The sequence below is a fragment of the Undibacterium sp. Rencai35W genome, from assembly GCF_049340185.1.
Taxonomy (GTDB): Bacteria; Pseudomonadota; Gammaproteobacteria; order Burkholderiales; family Burkholderiaceae_D; genus Undibacterium.
In genome coordinates this window covers 516,171-534,813 of the sequence record NZ_JBMPPC010000003.1, presented here as the reverse complement: position 1 = coordinate 534,813, position 18,643 = coordinate 516,171, and the positions used below count along the sequence as shown (strand labels likewise).

General features: G+C 45.3%; 16 protein-coding genes. 12 read left to right on the top strand and 4 right to left on the bottom strand.

Annotated features, from left to right (window positions below; genetic code table 11):
* Positions 1–3 precede the first annotated feature (3 nt).
* Together ACO0K3_RS09470 and ACO0K3_RS09465 are read right to left on the bottom strand one after the other, a co-directional pair.
* Entirely contained in the window at positions 4–939 is a 936-nt protein-coding gene (locus tag ACO0K3_RS09470; protein ID WP_422958145.1) for a PP2C family protein-serine/threonine phosphatase, read from the bottom strand.
* A gap of 111 nt (positions 940–1,050) precedes the next feature.
* Positions 1,051–2,064, bottom strand: coding sequence for a serine/threonine protein kinase (locus ACO0K3_RS09465; protein WP_422983960.1), 1,014 nt, complete (start codon positions 2,062–2,064; stop codon positions 1,051–1,053).
* Positions 2,065–2,376: 312 nt separating this feature from the next.
* Here ACO0K3_RS09465 and ACO0K3_RS09460 point away from each other — a divergent pair, with 312 nt between their 5' ends.
* The 4 genes from ACO0K3_RS09460 (at position 2,377) to ACO0K3_RS09445 (ending at position 6,611) form a co-directional block, all read left to right on the top strand.
* Positions 2,377–3,276 (top strand): YicC/YloC family endoribonuclease, encoded by a 900-nt coding sequence (locus tag ACO0K3_RS09460; protein ID WP_422984059.1) that lies wholly within the window; start codon positions 2,377–2,379, stop codon positions 3,274–3,276.
* 122 nt (positions 3,277–3,398) lie between these two features.
* Positions 3,399–4,040, top strand: a complete 642-nt coding sequence (gmk, locus tag ACO0K3_RS09455; protein ID WP_422983958.1) for a guanylate kinase — start codon at positions 3,399–3,401, stop codon at positions 4,038–4,040.
* Positions 4,041–4,054: 14 nt separating this feature from the next.
* On the top strand, positions 4,055–4,258 hold the full coding sequence (rpoZ, locus tag ACO0K3_RS09450; protein WP_262838389.1) for a DNA-directed RNA polymerase subunit omega: 204 nt from the start codon (positions 4,055–4,057) through the stop codon (positions 4,256–4,258).
* Positions 4,259–4,301: 43 nt separating this feature from the next.
* On the top strand, positions 4,302–6,611 hold the full coding sequence (locus ACO0K3_RS09445) for a RelA/SpoT family protein (protein WP_422983956.1): 2,310 nt from the start codon (positions 4,302–4,304) through the stop codon (positions 6,609–6,611).
* A 30-nt stretch (positions 6,612–6,641) separates the two neighbouring features.
* Here the strand turns inward: ACO0K3_RS09445 and greB are convergent, their stop codons facing one another.
* Positions 6,642–7,190, bottom strand: coding sequence for a transcription elongation factor GreB (gene greB, locus ACO0K3_RS09440; RefSeq protein WP_422983953.1), 549 nt, complete (start codon positions 7,188–7,190; stop codon positions 6,642–6,644).
* A 150-nt stretch (positions 7,191–7,340) separates the two neighbouring features.
* Between greB and ACO0K3_RS09435 the strand changes: the two genes are divergently transcribed.
* The 6 genes from ACO0K3_RS09435 to ACO0K3_RS09410 all read left to right on the top strand — a co-directional run bounded on the left by ACO0K3_RS09435 (position 7,341) and on the right by ACO0K3_RS09410 (position 13,214).
* The gene (locus tag ACO0K3_RS09435; protein ID WP_422983951.1) at positions 7,341–7,988 is read left to right on the top strand and encodes a response regulator; all 648 of its coding nucleotides are present in this window, start codon (positions 7,341–7,343) and stop codon (positions 7,986–7,988) included.
* A gap of 90 nt (positions 7,989–8,078) precedes the next feature.
* Entirely contained in the window at positions 8,079–9,752 is a 1,674-nt protein-coding gene (locus tag ACO0K3_RS09430) for a GGDEF domain-containing protein (RefSeq protein ID WP_422983949.1), read from the top strand.
* Positions 9,753–9,882: 130 nt separating this feature from the next.
* A complete protein-coding gene (locus tag ACO0K3_RS09425) occupies positions 9,883–10,992 on the top strand; it encodes a DegT/DnrJ/EryC1/StrS family aminotransferase (protein ID WP_422983947.1) in 1,110 nt (369 codons plus the stop codon).
* A 27-nt stretch (positions 10,993–11,019) separates the two neighbouring features.
* Positions 11,020–11,706, top strand: a complete 687-nt coding sequence (locus ACO0K3_RS09420; RefSeq protein ID WP_422983945.1) for a WbqC family protein — start codon at positions 11,020–11,022, stop codon at positions 11,704–11,706.
* 65 nt (positions 11,707–11,771) lie between these two features.
* Positions 11,772–12,473 carry a methyltransferase domain-containing protein gene (locus ACO0K3_RS09415; protein WP_422983943.1) on the top strand — a complete coding sequence of 234 codons (702 nt, stop codon included), beginning with the start codon at positions 11,772–11,774 and terminating at the stop codon, positions 12,471–12,473.
* A gap of 33 nt (positions 12,474–12,506) precedes the next feature.
* Positions 12,507–13,214, top strand: a complete 708-nt coding sequence (locus tag ACO0K3_RS09410; protein WP_422983941.1) for a methyltransferase domain-containing protein — start codon at positions 12,507–12,509, stop codon at positions 13,212–13,214.
* Here ACO0K3_RS09410 and ACO0K3_RS09405 read toward each other — a convergent pair.
* Positions 13,211–15,790, bottom strand: a complete 2,580-nt coding sequence (locus ACO0K3_RS09405) for a tetratricopeptide repeat protein (RefSeq protein WP_422983939.1) — start codon at positions 15,788–15,790, stop codon at positions 13,211–13,213. The genes ACO0K3_RS09410 and ACO0K3_RS09405 overlap by 4 nt on opposite strands.
* A 561-nt stretch (positions 15,791–16,351) precedes the next feature.
* Here ACO0K3_RS09405 and ACO0K3_RS09400 point away from each other — a divergent pair.
* Positions 16,352–18,148, top strand: coding sequence for a flagellin (locus ACO0K3_RS09400; protein WP_422983937.1), 1,797 nt, complete (start codon positions 16,352–16,354; stop codon positions 18,146–18,148).
* A gap of 92 nt (positions 18,149–18,240) precedes the next feature.
* Positions 18,241–18,612, top strand: coding sequence for a flagellar protein FlaG (locus ACO0K3_RS09395; protein WP_422983935.1), 372 nt, complete (start codon positions 18,241–18,243; stop codon positions 18,610–18,612).
* Positions 18,613–18,643 lie beyond the last annotated feature (31 nt).

Here is an 18,643-nt window from a genome sequence, read left to right as displayed (position 1 = left end):
AATTTAAGGTTTAGTAGTAACGCGGGATGATTTATGAATCGCGTTGCGAATTTCCGCAATCGCTTTTTCAATTTCGGCTTCGTTGAATGCATCTGCTTCAACATTGTCCTGCTCACCGGGAGCAGGCGCTTGTATCGTAGTCGTAATCGATCCTATCGGCAATGTGTTGGTCGATATGATGGAAGAATCTTCTAGCCTGTCATCGCCTTCCCACATCATTGCCAGAGCTGTCACATTATCACTTTGCTTGCCAGCGATATCGACTGCGGAACGGATCAGCTCAGGTACGGCTCGCACGATAGTGTGATCGTTTAAACGCTGTGCCAGCATATGATCCGGCAAGACTGACCACAATCCATCCGAACATAAAAAAATCAGATCGCCCGCCTGCAAAGTGGCACGGCGGGATAGTTCGACAATCGGCGCATTTGGTGCACCGAGGCAGTTAAATAATTTATTCCGGTCAGGGTGGGTATGACGCTCCGACGGATCAACTTTTCCCTGAGCGATCAAGGTTTCTAGTCGCGAGTGATCTTTAGTGCGCAATAAAATCTGACCCTGACGCATCCAATACAGGCGTGAATCGCCGCAATGCGCCCAATACGCATGACCATTTTGTATCAGACATGCAACGATAGTAGTGCGCGGAGTCTCAGGTAAATTATGCAGTTCACGATATCGATGAATCTCTTGATGAGCCGCAAAAAAACTGTCCTCCAAAAAGCGTTCCGGACGCCCTATCATCGGATGAGCCTGCTGCTGAAATAAATTACCGATCGTTTGCATCGCGATAGTTGCGGCCATTTCACCCATGATGTGACCGCCCATACCATCGGCCAGCAGTAGCAGGATCACATCGCGGGTAAAGCTGTAGCCCATGCGATCTTGATTGACCTTGCGGCCACCAATATGACTTTCTTGATAAACGGAAAAACGCATGGATTAAATTCTAAAAACGAGTAAGGTCAATGGCAACATACCGGCATAATTGAGGAGAATCAAATCAAACAATCCATGCCAGACCCGTACATGGATAGACCAGATCCGGCATTAATGTACGGTATGGTCTTGTATCGTTGTGTGGTCGCTTTCGACAGGTTTTTTTCGGACTGGCGCAAATAAGGACGTTAATTTTTGCGTGGCTTTTTCCAGCATAGTTAGTTCTTTTTGTGGCTGCTTTTGTAGCTGCAAAGCTTTTTGTAGCGCGAACACACTTTGCGGCCGCTCCAGCGGATCCATTTTCAGACACCAGCGCACCACTTCAATCAATTCGGGAGAATACAAACCATCGAGTTTGCGATAATGGTTTTCCATCTTATCGCCATTTTTACGCTGATCCGATGGCTGCGGCGGTGCACCGACCATGCAGGCAAAAATCGATGCGCCGATGCTATAAATATCGGTCCACGGTCCGAGATTGCCATTTTTTGAATACAGCTCCGGCGCTGCGAAACCCGGTGTGTACATTGGGTATAGCTTAGGCAGATCGGTCTTCAGGGTTTGGCGTGCGGCACCAAAATCCAGCAAGATCGGCGTCCCGTCAAGACGCAGATAAATATTTGCCGGTTTTAAATCCAGATGCAGCAGCTTGTTGGTATGGACTTCACGCAGGCCATTCATCACGTGGTTAAACATACGACGGATGAATCGTTCCGACACCAGCGGTTTTTCACCTTTATCACGGCGGCGCAAGATATGCTCTTGCAACGAGCGGCCGGATTCATAGGCCATCACCATGTACACCGTTTCATTGGCACGGAAAAAATTGATCACGCTGACCACATTCGGATGCGCAATACGCGCCAGTGCACGGCCTTCCTCAAAAAAACATTTGAGACCGATACGGTAAATCGGTAAGTTTTCCGGTGAGATAGCAGGTACCAGTTCACCCTGCTGACGCAGTGCCAGCGAGCTTGGCAAATACTCTTTGATGGCAACTGCATTGCCATCCTCGTCCGACGCCAGATAAACAATACTGAACCCGCCGGATGCAATTTTCTTTACAATGCGATATCCAGCAATCTCCAGCCCGTCTGGCAAGGGTGCGTTATTTTGTGCGGCCATATCGTCCTAAATCCGTTGATAGAGAGGATTGTGTTGATGTTTGGTGATTTTGTAAAGGATAACAAGAAAGCAAACTGCTTCCCTACTGCAATATTGTCGCCAAATGTAACCTCCGTGCCGATAAGCACTGTGCCGGATAACGCAAACCCTGCGCAAGATTCAAGCTGTATGAACGTGTTTGACTATCGTTGAACACGCTGAACAGAGTCAATTCGTACTAGCTTTGCATTTACCTCGTATTTATTTTGCGTTTATTTTGCATTTATTTTTTAACCTACCGCATTACAAGGAAATTACGTGAGCATTTACAGCATGACCGGCTATGCCGCCCAGACCCATGAAACCGATGCCGGCACCATCACGCTAGAAATCAAGAGCGTGAACTCACGTTTTCTGGACTTGCAATTCCGTATTAACGACGATTTCAGGTCAGTAGAGCCACTATTTCGCGAGGCGATTGCGCGCAAACTGACTCGCGGCAAGGTCGAATGCCGCTTCAGTTTCGGCAAAAAAACCAGCAGCGGCAATTCTAAGGCATTAAATGCAGACGTCCTGACTCAAATTGCAGCATTTCAAACACAAGTACGCCAGCAATTCCCGGACGCGGCGCCGTTGACTAGCAACGAATTACTGCGCTGGCCGGGTGTGATTGAAGAAGCAGAAATCAATGCCGACGCTCTGCAATCTGCGATCGTCAGCGGTATCGATACGACATTGACAGCATTTATCACCAGCCGCGAACGCGAAGGTGCAGCGCTGGCACAAGTCCTGACCGACCGTATCGACGCGATGGAAACCATTGTGACCAGAATCACTCCTCTAGTACCACAGGTCGTACAGCAGTTCCAGCAAAAAGCCATCAGCCGTATGGAAGAGGCGCTGGGCCTGTCACAAGCCAACGCCAACTCAGCAACTCAAACCATCTCGCGCGAAGAGGTGCTCGACAGGGTACGGCAGGAAGTCACCTTGTATGGCATCCGCATCGACGTTGCAGAGGAATTGTCGCGTCTTTCAGCGCACCTGACCGAAACTCGGCATATCCTGAAAAAAGGAGGCCAAGTCGGCAAGCGCCTCGATTTTATGATGCAAGAACTTAACCGCGAAGCAAATACCCTGGGATCGAAAGCCGCACTGAAAGAACTGGCCGATGCCTCAATGGAATTAAAGTTGCTGATCGAACAAATGCGTGAGCAAGTACAGAATCTTGAATAGACCAGGACTTTTCTTTATACTACTGCCAGTATATTTAAATCACTAGGTAAAGCTTGCGCAAATTGCCTAGTTTTAAAGCATACTCCCCAAAAAAATCATAATTGAGAAGCTTGAGAACCATTATGTCCGCATCCAAAGCCACTGCAGGTAGTCTGTTTATGGTTGCCGCCCCATCGGGTGCGGGCAAATCGACCCTGGTGAATGCTTTATTGGCACAAGAACCTGCCATCAAGCTATCAATCTCTTACACTACGCGCCCACCGCGCCCCGGCGAGCAGGATGGTCGCGAATATCATTTCACGACGGTAGAAGATTTTTTGGCACGCAAAGCACAGGGCGAGTTTCTTGAGTCAGCCGAAGTTCATGGCAATTACTACGGCACGTCCCGTATTCTGATTGAGCAGCAAATGCAGGCCGGCACCGATATTTTGCTGGAAATCGACTGGCAAGGGACACAACAGGTTAAAAAACAATTCCCGGACGCGGTCAGGATCTTCATCTTGCCGCCATCAATCCCGGCGCTGGAAGAGCGCCTGAAAAAACGCGGACAAGATGAACCGCACATCATTACTCGTCGAATTCTGGCCGCTGGCGGTGAAATGGCGCACGCTCCCGAGTTCGAATATGTTATTATTAATCAAGAGTTTGCAACCGCCTTGGCAGAACTCAATGCAGTCGTCAAGGCAACCCGCTGCCGCTTCCCGCAGCAAGCAAGCCGCAATGCAGCGCTGTTTGCCCAATTGGGCATCCATGCCAACCCATGATAGAAAGAAAGAAAATGGCACGTATTACTATTGAAGATTCACTGAAAAACATCCCTAATCGTTTTCAACTGACCCTGTGCGCCACTTATCGCGCGCGTCAATTATTGCAAGGTCACACACCAAAAGTGGACTCAAAAGACAAACCAACCGTCGTTGCTCTGCGCGAAATCGCGGAAGGTAAAATTGGCATTGAAATGTTGAAAAAAGTACCTCTTTAATTCTTTAGCGCTACTACCGTGAAACGGCTGGGAACTAAACGGAATGAATCTTATAGACAGCAATTCTTCTGTTCCAGCCGCGGTCTCTCCTGAGAAGGCAGCTTCACGACGATCATCCTCCAAATCGAACCCATCGACTTCATCGCCTTCTTCTGTATCGCCCTCCTTGCCAGAAAATCCTGTTCCACGCGCACCAGCGACCGGCGTTGCCTCCATCACCGCACTGACCACCCGCTTAGCTGAATACCTCTCGCCTGCTGACTTAAAGCTAGTCAAGGAAGCTTATCGCTTCTCTGACGAAATGCACTTGGGACAAGTCAGGCGCTCAGGTGAGCCCTATATCTCGCATCCTATTGCGGTAGCTGAGATCTGTGCGGAGTGGAAACTCGATGTTCAGGCAATCATGGCGGCACTACTCCATGATGTGATGGAAGATCAGGATGTCAAAAAAGAAGAACTGATTGAACGCTTCGGCGCGCCAGTTGCGGCGCTGGTTGACGGCTTGTCAAAGCTGGAAAAAATCGAATTCCAAAGCCAGATCGAAGCGCAAGCTGAAAATTTCCGCAAAATGCTGCTAGCCATGGCGCGCGACGTGCGCGTCATTCTGGTCAAGCTGGCTGACCGGCTACACAATATGCGCACCCTGGGTGCGATGAAACCGGAAAAACAGCGTCGCATCTCTCGAGAAACGATGGAAGTCTATGTGCCGATCGCACACCGGCTCGGCCTGAATAATATTTATCGCGAGTTACAAGATCTGGCTTTTGCGCATCTATACCCCATGCGTTATCGCACACTCGCCAAAGCCGTCAAAGCGGCGCGTGGCAACCGTCGCGAGGTCGTCAATAAGATCATGGAAGCAGTGAAAACTGCGCTAAAAGAAGCTGGACTTGCCGCCCAGGTTTTTGGTCGTGAAAAAACTCTGTATGGTATTTATCGCAAAATGCACGATAAACACCTGAGCTTTTCACAAGTGCTGGACGTCTACGGTTTCCGTATCGTTGTCGATAATTTTCCAAATAGCTACTTCGCCCTTGGTACCTTGCATGCCCTGTATAAGCCGATGCCGGGTAAATTTAAAGATTACATCGCCATTCCCAAAACGAATGGCTACCAATCTCTGCACACCACGCTGATCGGCCCTTACGGCACACCGGTTGAGTTTCAGATCCGCACGCAAGAAATGAATCAGGTCGCCGAATCTGGCGTCGCCGCGCATTGGCTTTACAAAAATGAAGACGGCAACCTGACAGATCTTCAGCAGCGTACGCATGCCTGGCTGCAATCCTTACTGGATATTCAAAAGCAGACAGGGGATTCTGCTGAATTTTTAGAGCATGTTAAAGTCGATCTGTTTCCTGATTCGGTCTATGTATTCACACCAAAATCGAAAATTATCGCCCTGCCACGCGGTGCGACGGCACTTGATTTCGCATACAACATTCATACTGATATCGGCGATCAGGCGATTGCGACACGAATTAATCACGAGCCGGTTCCGTTGCGCTCCGAATTAAAAAATGGAGACATCGTTGAAATCATTACCTCACCAAACTCTCGTCCTACACCAAACTGGCTGACCTACGTGCGCACAGGTAAGGCACGCTCGGCGATCCGCCATTATCTGCGCACCATCAATCTGAACGAATCGACAGAACTCGGCCGTCAATTGCTGGCACAGGCGCTGGTCGCAGTACATTTAAATCCGGAATTACCGGAGAGCCTGGTCGACAAATTACTCAACGAGTCAACCGCCAAATCACTGGAAGAAATTCATACCGATATCGGCATTGGCAAGCGCATGGCAGCACTGGTCGCCAGGCATATTCTGGATTTGGTGGAAGACGATTCTCCGTCGATTCCATTCCAGCAATTTGCTGGCGACAAACTTAATGCCAAACGAGATCCTGTCATTATTTATGGCAGTGAAGGCGTTTCAGTCCAGTTGGCGCCGTGTTGCTTGCCAATTCCCGGTGACGGGATTGTCGGCCAGCTCAAGCGTGATCAGGGATTAGTGGTACACACCGATGACTGCGACAACGCCAAACGCATGCAGGTGAAAGAACCTGATCGCTGGATTGACGTGAGTTGGGGTGAAGACTTGAACCGTCGCTTTGATAGTCGCGTCGTCGTGATGGTCAATAACGAGCGAGGTGCGCTGGCACGGATTGCCGCAGAGATTGGCGAGTCAGACGCCAACATTAGCCATGTCAGTATGGAGGATGGTCAGGCCAACGATATGACCAATATCCATTTCACCATCCAGATTGAAGATCGTACTCACCTCGCCAGACTGATGCGCAATGTGAAGCACCTCAATGGCGTCGCCAAGATCTGGCGCGAACACGGTTGAGTTAATGCCTCACGTTCGTTCTTGAACGTCTTACTCAGGATATTTCACCTCAATAATCGTCAATTCATCAATACCTGCCGGCGTCTTTAATACGACGGTATCGCCCTCCCTGGCTTTGGTCAACGCGCGCGCCACTGGCGACACCCAGCTGATTTTGCCCGCCAGCGGATCAAACTCATCAACACCGACGATGGTAATCGTGACCTCGTCACCCTGTTGGTTTTCATAAGTTACCGTTGCGCCAAAAAATACCTGATCGTTTCCATGATGAACACGCGGATCGACAACCTCTGCGATATCAAGTCGCTTGGTTAAAAACCGAATACGCCGGTCTATTTCACGCAAGCGGCGCTTACCGTAGATGTAATCCCCATTTTCAGAACGATCACCATTCGATGCCGCCCAGTGAACGATATTGACGATCTCAGGGCGCTCGACATCCATCAGATGCAAGAACTCCTCCTTCATTCTTTGATGACCTTGTGGCGTCATATAATTTTTAACACCAGCAGGAATCTCAGGAATACCAAATTCCAGATCATCATCCTGCTCGGTTTCTTTGACAAATGCTTTACTCATTCCGGCATTGTAGCGGAGATGCATAAAAATATACGCTGATGCCTACCACGACACCAGCAAGCCTTATAGAATAGACACCAGTAAATGCGGCAATAGTCGTTGCCGTCAGACTCTATCCGCAACAGAATTATTTTCGATCAAGGTATATGCATGACAGTGAGCGCAGCCATCAAACTTATTATCGTCGACGATCATGCCGTCGTACGTGAGGGTTTAAAACAAATCATCGGCAGCACAGAAGATATATGCATTGTGGGAGAAGCCGAAAATGGGCTAGATGCAATCAGGCTCTCACGGCAACTCGATTATCAGATCATGATGCTGGATATTTCACTGCCAGATAAAAATGGCATCGAAATTCTTAAGCAAATTAAAAAAGAATCGCCTCAGGTGTCCGTCCTCATGTTTTCGATACACAGAGAAGACCAATATGCGATACGGGCGCATAAATCCGGTGCATCTGGCTATTTGAATAAGCAAGCCAGCGCAACTGAAATTTTGCAAGCCATACGTCAAATTGCATCAGGATTGAAATACATTAGCCCCGAACTCGCCCAGGAACTTGCGAACAACCTCAATCAAGAGCATGAAGGCGAACTGCACAAAACACTGTCTGATCGCGAGTACCAGACATTGACGATGATTGCCTCCGGCAAAACCGTCAGTGACATTGCCAAAGAATTGTCTCTGTCGGTCAAAACTATCAGCGAATACCGGGCACGCTTATTATTAAAAATGAAATTACGCCACAACGCAGAACTGACGCATTACGCGATCAAAAATCAACTTGTTGAATAAGTCCGCAAAGGCATAAAAAAACACTAAAATCCAGTATTACCATTACCAGTAGCTCCTCCTGATACTCGATAGTTCAAGCGCGGAAGCACCATGTCAAACAATCCTAATAATTCACAGTTCAAAACACCGACTGACATCGCCAGAGAAACTTTCCGGCGACTGGCAATTCAAAGAATTGCGCCAACTCCCGAGGCTTATCGCAAGCTGTATCAGGAAATATCCGGTGTCATTGATGAAATATCCGAAACAAAACCAGACACTCCGGCGGCGTCACCTCAATCGACTGAAGGTATAGAACCGTCTGCCGCTGAACAATTGCTACTCGGTTTCGCAGAGAGTCTGAAGCAATCACCAGGGGATCTGGGTAACTTTGGTCATCGGTTCAGTCGCGCAATCAAATCAGGTAACTGGGACGATTACAGCAAAGGTCTTACACAATTAGCAGAAAAAACACTGGTCAAACCAAGTAACTCCATCAGCCTGGTAGATCCGATTCCCGTACCAGTTGCGAGCACAGCGAGCAACTCTATTTCTCTGGTTGACGACATTCCTGTCGAGGACAGCCGTCCGAAAATTTTAAAAGATTTGCTGTACCGCACTTTGACTTTGGCTCTCGCTTCCGTGCTCAAGCCGAACCCCTCACTTGCCACAGAATCAGAAGCACTGGGAATCGCCGTCAGGGATGCAGAAAGCGAAACAGCGCTGAATCAAGTCGCGTCACGACTCAAGCAGCTGTGTTTTCAAATTGAATTGAGCAGCGGCGATACCGCTGAACAGCAAGAGTTGTTGTTGAGATTATTTGGCTTACTCTTAGATAATGTCCACGAATTACTCGACGAAGATAATTGGCTACGCGGCCAGATCGAAGTTGTACAAAGCCTGATTTCTGGGCCGATAGATCATCGTGCTTTACAAGAAGCCACCAGAAGCCTCAAAGACGTCATTTATAAGCAAGGTGCGCTCAAACACAGCATCGATGAATCGAAAACTTCCGTTAAAAACATGATGGCGACCTTTATTGATCGCCTCAGTGTCATGACGGTCAGTACAGAAACCTACCACAGCAAAATGGGCGGCTATGCAGATCAGATCCGTCAAAGTAAAGATGTGATCGAAGTCGATCAACTCATTGCGTCTATATTGGATGAAACCCGCACCGTACAAACGGAAACAATGCGATCACATGAGATGATGATCGTCGCACAAAAAGAAGTAAAAGAAGCGGAAGTTCGAATTAAAGAACTCGAAGACAAACTTGCCCACATGAGCGAATTAGTGCGTGAAGACCAATTAACTGGCAGCCTTAACCGACGCGGACTCGATGACGTGTTTGAGCGTGAGGCAGATCGAGCCGACCGTCGCGGTACCCCTCTCTGTGCGGCCATGCTGGATCTGGACAACTTTAAAAAACTCAACGACACACATGGGCACGCCGCAGGTGATGAAGCCCTGGTGCATCTGGTTCGCATCGTCAAAAAAACACTCCGCTCCATTGATGTGATAGCGCGTTATGGTGGTGAAGAGTTTTTGATCGTCATGCCAGAAACAAATCTGGACGAAGCCGCCTCTGCCATGACCAGGGTGCAACGTGAATTGACGACTCATTTTTTCACTGCCAATGAGCAACGCCTGTTCATCACATTTAGCGCGGGCGTGGCGCTAAGAGGCCCGAACGAGGCTCAAGAAGCCGTTGTAAAGCGTGCAGACAAAGCGATGTATGAAGCCAAGAAGACTGGTAAAAATCGCGTAGTGAAGGCAAATTAGTCAATCAGTCAAATTAACGAGTAAAACCCGACTAGATCAAGCTTACGCCCGACCTGATCTCCGCCTACAATAACAACCTACGCAAGAAGTTAATCGTAGTCACCTTCACTATTTTGTAGAGAGACCGGGTATGGAGAAGACTAATCCAATTTATGTCACACAACCCTCTCTTCCACCATTAGAAGAATTCATCCCCTATTTAGAAAAAATCTGGGACTCAAAAATATTGACGAATGGCGGTCCATTTCATCACGAACTGGAAGAAAAACTGTGTGATTATTTAGGCGTAAAGCATCTTTCCTTATTTACCAACGGGACTATTGCACTTGTTACTGCGCTGCAAGCCTTGAGGATTGCTGGTGAGGTCATTACAACGCCCTATTCTTTCGTTGCGACAGCACACTCTTTATTATGGAACGGCATCAAGCCTGTTTTCGCAGACATTGATCCTATTTCACTGAATTTAGACCCGACAAAAATAGAAGCTGCGATTACCCCCAACACGACCGCAATCATGCCCGTTCATTGTTACGGACGACCTTGTGACGTTGATGCAATTCAACGAATTGCTGATAACTATAATCTCAAAGTAATCTACGATGCGGCACATGCTTTTGGCGTAAAACGTAAGGGCGAAAGTATTCTGAGCTGCGGCGATTTATCGGTATTAAGTTTTCATGCGACGAAGGTTTTCAACACGTTTGAGGGAGGCTGCATTATTTGCCCGGACGCTAAAACAAAACAGCATATCGATCATTTGAAAAATTTTGGCTTTGTAGACGAAACAACCGTTGTTGCCTACGGTGTCAACGGCAAAATGAGCGAGGTCAACGCCGCATTTGGCTTACTTCAGCTACAACATATCGATAAAGCATTAGATAAGCGTCGCCAAATATCGGATAGATACCGTGAGCTACTTGCAGACGTGAAGGGAATTACTTTGCTTCCTGAAAGCACCGATGTGTTATCCAATTTTGCGTATTTTCCTATTCTGGTTGAACCAGTATATCCGTTGAGCAGAGACGCCTTATATCAAAAGCTAAAGGATAAAAATATTTTTGGCCGTCGCTACTTTTACCCACTGATTTCGAATTTCCCTATGTACAGGGGTTTAGTCTCTGCGCATCATGACAATCTCCCCGTCGCAACCGAGGCGTCGCTTAAGGTACTCTGTCTTCCTATTTATCCCGCACTAGAAATCGAAGAAGTAACATATATTTCCGAACTTATTGCGAACTGATCGCATCATCCAAGTAATTATCCGTCGATGAAAATAGCCATCATGCAACCCTATCTATTCCCATATATAGGGTATTTTCAGCTAATCGATGCTGTCGATATTTTCGTGATCTATGACGATGTAAATTATATTAAGAGTGGCTGGATCAATAGAAATTTCATTTTGAATCAGTCTAAAAATCTAAGAATAACCTTGCCGCTCGATGAGCCTAGTCCAAATAAACTCATTAACCAGATCAGTATTAAAGACCATTCAAATAAGCTACTGGAAACAATTCGTCACAGCTACGCAAAAGCGCCGTGTTTTCATGAAGCGTTTCCTTTGATTCAGCGCATATTGATGCACAGCGAAAATAATCTCGCACAATTTTTAACTCATCAGTTAAAGGAAGTGATTGATTACCTAGGTATCAAGATTGATTGGCGGATTTCGTCATCAATCAATAAGGACAACACACTGCATGGGCAGGAAAAAGTTATCGCTATCTGCGAGGAAATGGGAGCGACCCACTATATCAATGCGATTGGCGGTAAAGAGTTATATGACTACGCGAGTTTTGAAAAAAGAGGGATTGAACTTTCATTTATCCAGTCTGAACCAGTTACTTATACGCAGTTTACAGATTTTGTTCCCAACCTATCGATCATCGACGTGCTGATGTTCAATACACCGTCACAAATATCAAAACTTATCAAAAATTATCACCTGATTTGATTAGATTTAGTAAGCAAACCGAACCCTATAACCCTAATTGTCAGCTTCACACAACCCCGACTACTATGCCAAACAACATTCATCAATTCAGTGAACTCAAGTTTAGTCTGATTGACTATTGGAGAATGTTCAAGGCTCGCGGCATATGGTTGCCAGTCAATTACTTCCGGCACGCACATCTGTTTGATTTGCGTTACAAGACGAATACACATACCTGGCTTCCCAAAGACAATTGGGAGGAAAAACCAGACAATTTTGAACACGGATTTATGTATATGTGTTCTTGGACCAACGAAATCCAAAATTCTTTCAAGATCGTCAAATCCTTGTTAGCAACCGATTTCGATGACTACTCGTTTGTTGATATTGGCTGCGGCAAAGGAAAGGTGGTGATCGTTTGGAAGCAGGAATGCTTGCGAGAAGAAAATCAGCAAGCTGTATATGGAATTGATTTTTATCAACCACTAATTGCGATCGCAAAAAAAAATTATAGCAAAGTGTTTAACGAAGAAGGTATATTTTTATTGAGAGACGCGACGCAAACTGAATTCAATGAATTTGGGAAAAAAGTCATCGTTTATCTCTACAATCCGTTTGACGAAATCATATTGAAACAGGTGATGGAGCGCTTACGCGATCATCCGTCCATTATTATTTATAACAACCCTGTACATGCTCAGGTCGTTATCGACTCGGGATATAAAATCCTCTACGAACATAAGGGGTCTCACCCTAATGCTGAAACTACGATTTTATCTAATCTTTGAGATGCCGTTTCTGCCTTTCTACAATAATGACTAATGCTTAAAAATAATATCAAACACCCGCAATTTGGCATCTGGGATTATTGGAGAATGTACCAAGCAAGAGGGATCCAATTGCCATTTAAATATTTCGTAGAAACACATCTGTTTGACTTACTCAACCATACGGATACTCATACATGGCTACCCAAAAGTCAGCATGAGACTATCCCGGAAAATTTTGAACATGGTACTTTTTATATGTCCTCATGGACATCGGAAATACAAAACTCATTTCATGTAATTGATAAATTGCTTGGAGATGAATTCTCAGAATACAGTTTCATCGACATAGGTTGCGGCAAAGGTAAAGTCGTTTTGACATGGCGTAAAGCCTGCGTACAGGCTAGAAAATCACAAGCAATATTTGGTATTGATTACTATGAACCATTTTTAGATATCGCCAGAAATAATAATCAGCGAGTGTTTCATGATGATGGCAATTATTCCTACGAAGATGCGACGAAAACCCGCTTTCAGGCCTATGGCGATAAACTCATTATTTACTTGGCGAACCCATTTGATGAATTTATTTTAGAAAAGGTAATTGCTAATCTATCGTCGTCAAAATCCATCATCATTTACAACTATCCTGTCCATGGTGAAATTATTGTCAAGCATGGGTACAAATTGATTTACGAAAAAATGGGATCTCTTCCTTTAACACAGACACGTATTTATTCGAACCACATCACAACAACCTAATCGTCGACGTTAAAGGAAGTGATTGGTTGTCCATCACACCACTGATACCACATAACACGCAACGCTTTTTCGAAAGCGACAGCGATTTTGTTTGGATTCAGGTAATCCGATTGCAGTACCCGCTGTCTCAATCCAGAGCGAATACTTGCCAGATCATTTCTGTTGCTGGACCAGAATACTGCTTTGTGTACTAGATCGTCGTTATCTATAGCCACAAATTGTTCTAATTGAAGATGTTGCAAAATAGCCTGCCCTTCCCTGCTAAAAGAGCTGTTACCAGCGAGCGTCAAGGTTGGTACTCCCATCCATAGGCCATGCATAGATGTTGTCGCGCCTGTGTAAGGGAAGGTGTCCAAACAAAGATCGACTGTTTGAAGCTGTTTTAAAAACCCCTCCATATTGCTCCTATGAAGAAAAGTCAGTCGCTCTTTCACAACACCTTTTGCTGCAAATTTAGCGATCATCTCCTCAGGATGATGGTTTTTCGGAAGTCCCCCAATAGTCATATGGCTATCTGGAAGCGCGTTCAATATTTCCGACCAGATATATATAACTGAATCACTTATTTTACTGATGCGATTAAAGCTACCAAATTGAAGACTCTTATTTTTTAAGGCTGGTAGTGGTGATATTTCCGGAGAATTTTTATAAGGTTCAAAAGGTGTACAAACAGGCAGTCTGACAATTTTTTCGGAAAACTGCTTTTCAGCATCACCCGCGGGAACCAAATAACGATCAGTCACGTAATAATCCATCGCTCGTAAGCCGGTGGTCCCCGGATAACCTATCCAGCTAAACTGAACGGGTGCCGGCTTACGTGCAAAGGTCAGTAGTCTGTTATTGGTTGTATGCCCAGACAAATCACACAAAATATCGATTTGATCGGTTTCGATTACTTGTGCAAGCTCAAGATCTGAATAATTGTGAACACTTTTCCAGCTGACAAAATTTGACTTTAATTGATGAGTTACCTCATCTTCCAGATCACGGTTGTAATACGCGAACAGATTGAGTTGTGTCTTTGTGGAGAGTTCTTTTAAAATCGATCCAATATAGGAAGAAACTGCGTGATTAAAAAAGTCTCCGGAAACAAATCCCACTCGTAATGGTCGATCATGGTTTTTGTTATTTGTATGTTTCGGCCAGAACGGAATAAACGGCATTTCGTAGCGAACGCTAAAGTTTTTATGCTCTTCGAATACCAATGCTGGGCTGGCCTTAAAAGACTCCACCAAAAAAAATAATAAGGAAGAAAACGCCGTAGAATCGCTTGGATCTAAACTTAATGCTTTACGGTAAAGCGATTCGACTTGATCCTGGCGACCGCCGAGCGTATGAAGTATGTTACCCAAACTACGATAAGCAGATGCAAGCGACGGGTCAATTTTTATGCAACGCTCATAATATTTCTGAGCAAGCAAAATTTCATTTTGATCAAAAAATATGTTCCCAATATTAAATAAAGCCTCTACATAATCAGGACGCAATGCGATAGCGCGCTCTAAATGAATTAAACTGGACTTTGAATCACCTAAAAGCTGCAATATTGCACCGAGTGCGTTATGTGAATCTGCAAGATTCGGCGCTAACCTGACCGCCTCCTCAGCGAAATATTTAGCCTCACTCAATCGTCTCTTTTCTCTTAGTAATGCAGCAAGATTGAGGTAACCGACAGCAAAATTCCTGTCAATCTCAATTGCCTTTCGAAAATAGAACTCTGCCTCGTCCAATTTTTTCAGAGCCCGCAAAAGATTACCTAAATTATTGCAAGCCTCAAGCATCTCCGGGTTCGTTGCAAGCGCAGATTTATATGATAGTTCGGCTGCAGGGTATTTCTTTTTCGCGACAAAAATGAGCGCCAGATTAAATTGTGCGATTGCGTCTGACGGCGCTAACTCAACAGCCTTTAACATATGTATTTCTGCGTCATCCAGTTTTTGCAACCCGATAAATGCTAATCCGCTATAACGCCATGCCAAAGAATCACCTGAATTTTTTTTAGTCGCTTTTTCGGTATATTTAAGGATCTCTACGAACTTACCTTTGTGATACAAGTCGCTCAAGTACTTTTCTGATGATGAAACAGTTTTAGATACAGCGACTTGCGGTGACATTATTTCTTTTTGTGTGGAATCATTTTTTTCGGTGCTAATTGTGAGATCCACATGTTCATGTGATACCTCCGGTTCAACAGGAGACCCCTGAGAATTCAAAAATTGATCTCGTAAAAACGCCGCCTCTTGCAAAACTTGTTCGTCACCCGACAGACGAAGAACATGCAAATACTGATCCCAATACATTGCCGCCGTCGGCTTCGATTGGATCGCCTGCTCAAAAAAAGATGCTGCGTTTACTAAATCTTGCGCATCCAGATAAATACAAGCCAATTTATAACTCGCATCAGAATAACTCGGCATTTCAGCAAGAAGCGCCTTATATGTATCGATTGCCTGAGCCGATTCCCCGTTACGCCAAAGAGTATCTGCAGATTGCATGATTTCGGTTAACACGATATCCATCGCTGACAAATCTATCTCACTGTCACTTACTTCCAGAGCAGGCTTATTTTCGATCATTATTTATTCACTCAAATTGGACAAATCCGCAATGGATTGGGTGTAAAACAAACTAATCAACAGAATTACGCAGAGGCTCCTAAACAATAACAAACTTAGCCGCCAAGCATTCGTTGATTAGAGACAGAAATATCCACATTTAACTCACATAAACAATAAGTGGCAACTTGCTAATCCGCTTTAAAGCGGTAATGGCGTGGCCGCATAAAAAATGTGTCTCATCATTCAAGATATTGTCATGCGTACCTATTTTTTATTAACTGCATCGCCAGGAAGTAGTTTAATTGCATATTTGACATTAATTAAATTAGAATTTTGATGAAAATTTATCTTTTAGCAATGTCAAATAAATTTAATTTAACCCTAAAGTATTTTCAAAATTCGTCGTTCAGCGGAGTAAGGGTAAAAACTTTAGTTCAAAAAAAAATATTTATTTGCAGTAACAAATTAAATATTTTGGATACCTGTCCGTTACCTGAAACAACGGCGGTGCTGTAGTCACAGAAACAGACCAAAGTTTAAGGCTAGTGCCGATTTTTAACTTAGGTAAGGAGAATTAAAATGGCTTCATTTATCAATACCAATATTGCATCGCTGAATGCGCAACGCAATTTGACGACTTCACAAGCATCGTTAAACACATCTTTACAACGTCTTTCCTCCGGTTTACGTATTAACAGCGCAAAAGACGACGCCGCAGGTTTGGCGATTTCTCAGCGTTTGACTTCACAAATCGGCGGCTTGAATCAGGCAGCACGTAATGCGAACGATGGTATCTCTTTAGCGCAAACCGCTGAGGGCGATTTAACTCAAATCGGTAATAACTTACAACGTATTCGTGATCTGGCTGTTCAGGCAGCCAACGGCTCTAATAGTGCAAGTGACCGCGCTGCTCTGAACAACGAAGCTAGCCAGTTGGTATCTGAGATCAACCGTGTTGCAAGCAACTCTAACTTCAACGGCGTGAACTTGCTCGACGGTAGCTTTACCAATCAAACATTCCAAGTCGGCGCTAACGGTACTAGCAACGACCAGATCACTATTGGTTCAATTGCCAGTGCAAAATCAACTTCATTAGGTGTTGGTTCTGGATCAAGCTACGCAACAAACTTGTCCGGTTCCGCTGCGACAACTGATGCTTTGGGCGCTGGTGGCTTAGTCGTTAATGGTTTTAACGTTGGCTCATCAAGCTCTGACGGTGTGTCATACAAGGATTCCAACGGTAGCGCGATTGCTAAAGCGGCTGCAATCAACGCAGCATCCGGCAATACCGGTGTAACAGCGACTGTCAGTGCTAATACAGTCACAGGTACTGGAGCAACTGGTTTTGCAACAGCGGTAGCAACAGGCGACATCAAAATCAACGGTGTTGATCTTGGTCCTTTGGGTGCAGCTGGTTCTGCGGCAGAACGTGGTGCTCAAGTTACTGCTGCGGTCAACGCAAAATCGTCACAAACTGGCGTAACAGCAAGCTATGACACCACGACAGGTGCCGTTTCTTTAACAGCTACTGATGGTCGCAATATCACGATTGAAAAAGCAGCAACAGGTGGATCCGATGACAACGTGACCGGCCTTACAACAGGCGGTGGTGCTGGTGTGGCTTACTCTGTTACTACATCGGCTCAAGTTAATCTTTCATCAAGCAGTGATAAAGGTATTACCGTATCAACTGGCTCTGACATCAGAGATACAACGGGTGCAGCGGCAACCACAGGTATTTCTGCCGGTGATTTGAAAATCAATGGTGTTGATATCGGTGCAGTTACCGCAAGCACTGCTGCAAGTGTCACTGGTCAAAATCTGGTCGATGCAATTAACAAGGTGACGAGCAAAACTGGCGTTGCTGCAAGCACAACAACAGCTGGTGCCGTAACATTAACTTCGGTTAATGGCGCAAATTTTGACATTACTGCAACTGCAGCTGCGAATACTGCGTTTGGTTACACAACTGGTACAACGACCATTTCTGCCGCTGCCGGTGCAGGTACTACTGCTGCAGGTTTGACAGCCGGCACTAAAGCCGCAACGGTTACTGCGGGCGCAGGCCTGTCGTCACTCGACTTGTCGACAGCTTCTGGTGCTACATCAGCATTGACAACAATTGATGCAGCTCTCGCTTCAGTCAATAGCTCACGTGCTTCACTGGGTGCGTATCAAAACCGTCTGTCATCAGCAGTAACTAGCTTGCAAACAAGTGCAGAAAACTTCACTGCGTCACGTAGCCGTATTCAAGATGCTGATTTCGCACAAGAAACAGCAAGCTTGACTCGTGGTCAGGTGTTGCAACAAGCAGGTACTGCAATCTTGGCGCAAGCAAATGCGTTGCCACAGGGTGTATTAGCTCTGCTTCGTTAATTACTAATGATTATTCGCTGAATTTTCATTAGCAAGAACTAATCCCCTGGTCATTTTTTGATCAGGGGAATTTTTACTTAGAGGAAATGATCATGGACATCTCGTCAATTGGTAATTCCAATGCAAATGTGGCAGTCGTACTTAACCGACAAGCCAGCTCAGATGCGTCAATTTCTACAGCACAAGCAGCCACACCAACCATTACTGAAACGGCTGTAAGCCAGCCGAACAAAAGCCCTAGTCTTGCCGATGTGACTAAAGCTGTTCAAGACATTAATAAATCTATTCAATCTAGTTCACAAGGTGTTGAGTTTACAGTCGACAATGATGACAAGCGTGTTGTCGTCAAAGTGGTCGACCAGCAAACCAAACAGGTACTGCGTCAAATTCCGACTGAAGAAGCGATTGAAATTTCAAAATCACTGGATAAGTTGCAAGGCCTGTTAATTAAGCAACAAGCATAGGTAACTTCAAAAATTTATTGTAAGAAAATGC

Coding starts and splice junctions, on each gene's coding strand:
- ACO0K3_RS09470 (WP_422958145.1), bottom strand. CDS start 939: ATGCGTTTTTCCGTTTATCAAGAAAGTCATATTGGTGGCCGCAAGGTC.
- ACO0K3_RS09395 (WP_422983935.1), top strand. CDS start 18,241: ATGGACATCTCGTCAATTGGTAATTCCAATGCAAATGTGGCAGTCGTA.
- ACO0K3_RS09405 (WP_422983939.1), bottom strand. CDS start 15,790: ATGATCGAAAATAAGCCTGCTCTGGAAGTAAGTGACAGTGAGATAGAT.
- ACO0K3_RS09400 (WP_422983937.1), top strand. CDS start 16,352: ATGGCTTCATTTATCAATACCAATATTGCATCGCTGAATGCGCAACGC.
- ACO0K3_RS09460 (WP_422984059.1), top strand. CDS start 2,377: ATGACCGGCTATGCCGCCCAGACCCATGAAACCGATGCCGGCACCATC.
- ACO0K3_RS09430 (WP_422983949.1), top strand. CDS start 8,079: ATGTCAAACAATCCTAATAATTCACAGTTCAAAACACCGACTGACATC.
- ACO0K3_RS09435 (WP_422983951.1), top strand. CDS start 7,341: ATGACAGTGAGCGCAGCCATCAAACTTATTATCGTCGACGATCATGCC.
- gmk (WP_422983958.1), top strand. CDS start 3,399: ATGTCCGCATCCAAAGCCACTGCAGGTAGTCTGTTTATGGTTGCCGCC.
- ACO0K3_RS09410 (WP_422983941.1), top strand. CDS start 12,507: ATGCTTAAAAATAATATCAAACACCCGCAATTTGGCATCTGGGATTAT.
- ACO0K3_RS09415 (WP_422983943.1), top strand. CDS start 11,772: ATGCCAAACAACATTCATCAATTCAGTGAACTCAAGTTTAGTCTGATT.
- ACO0K3_RS09425 (WP_422983947.1), top strand. CDS start 9,883: ATGGAGAAGACTAATCCAATTTATGTCACACAACCCTCTCTTCCACCA.
- ACO0K3_RS09445 (WP_422983956.1), top strand. CDS start 4,302: ATGAATCTTATAGACAGCAATTCTTCTGTTCCAGCCGCGGTCTCTCCT.
- rpoZ (WP_262838389.1), top strand. CDS start 4,055: ATGGCACGTATTACTATTGAAGATTCACTGAAAAACATCCCTAATCGT.
- ACO0K3_RS09465 (WP_422983960.1), bottom strand. CDS start 2,064: ATGGCCGCACAAAATAACGCACCCTTGCCAGACGGGCTGGAGATTGCT.
- greB (WP_422983953.1), bottom strand. CDS start 7,190: ATGAGTAAAGCATTTGTCAAAGAAACCGAGCAGGATGATGATCTGGAA.
- ACO0K3_RS09420 (WP_422983945.1), top strand. CDS start 11,020: ATGAAAATAGCCATCATGCAACCCTATCTATTCCCATATATAGGGTAT.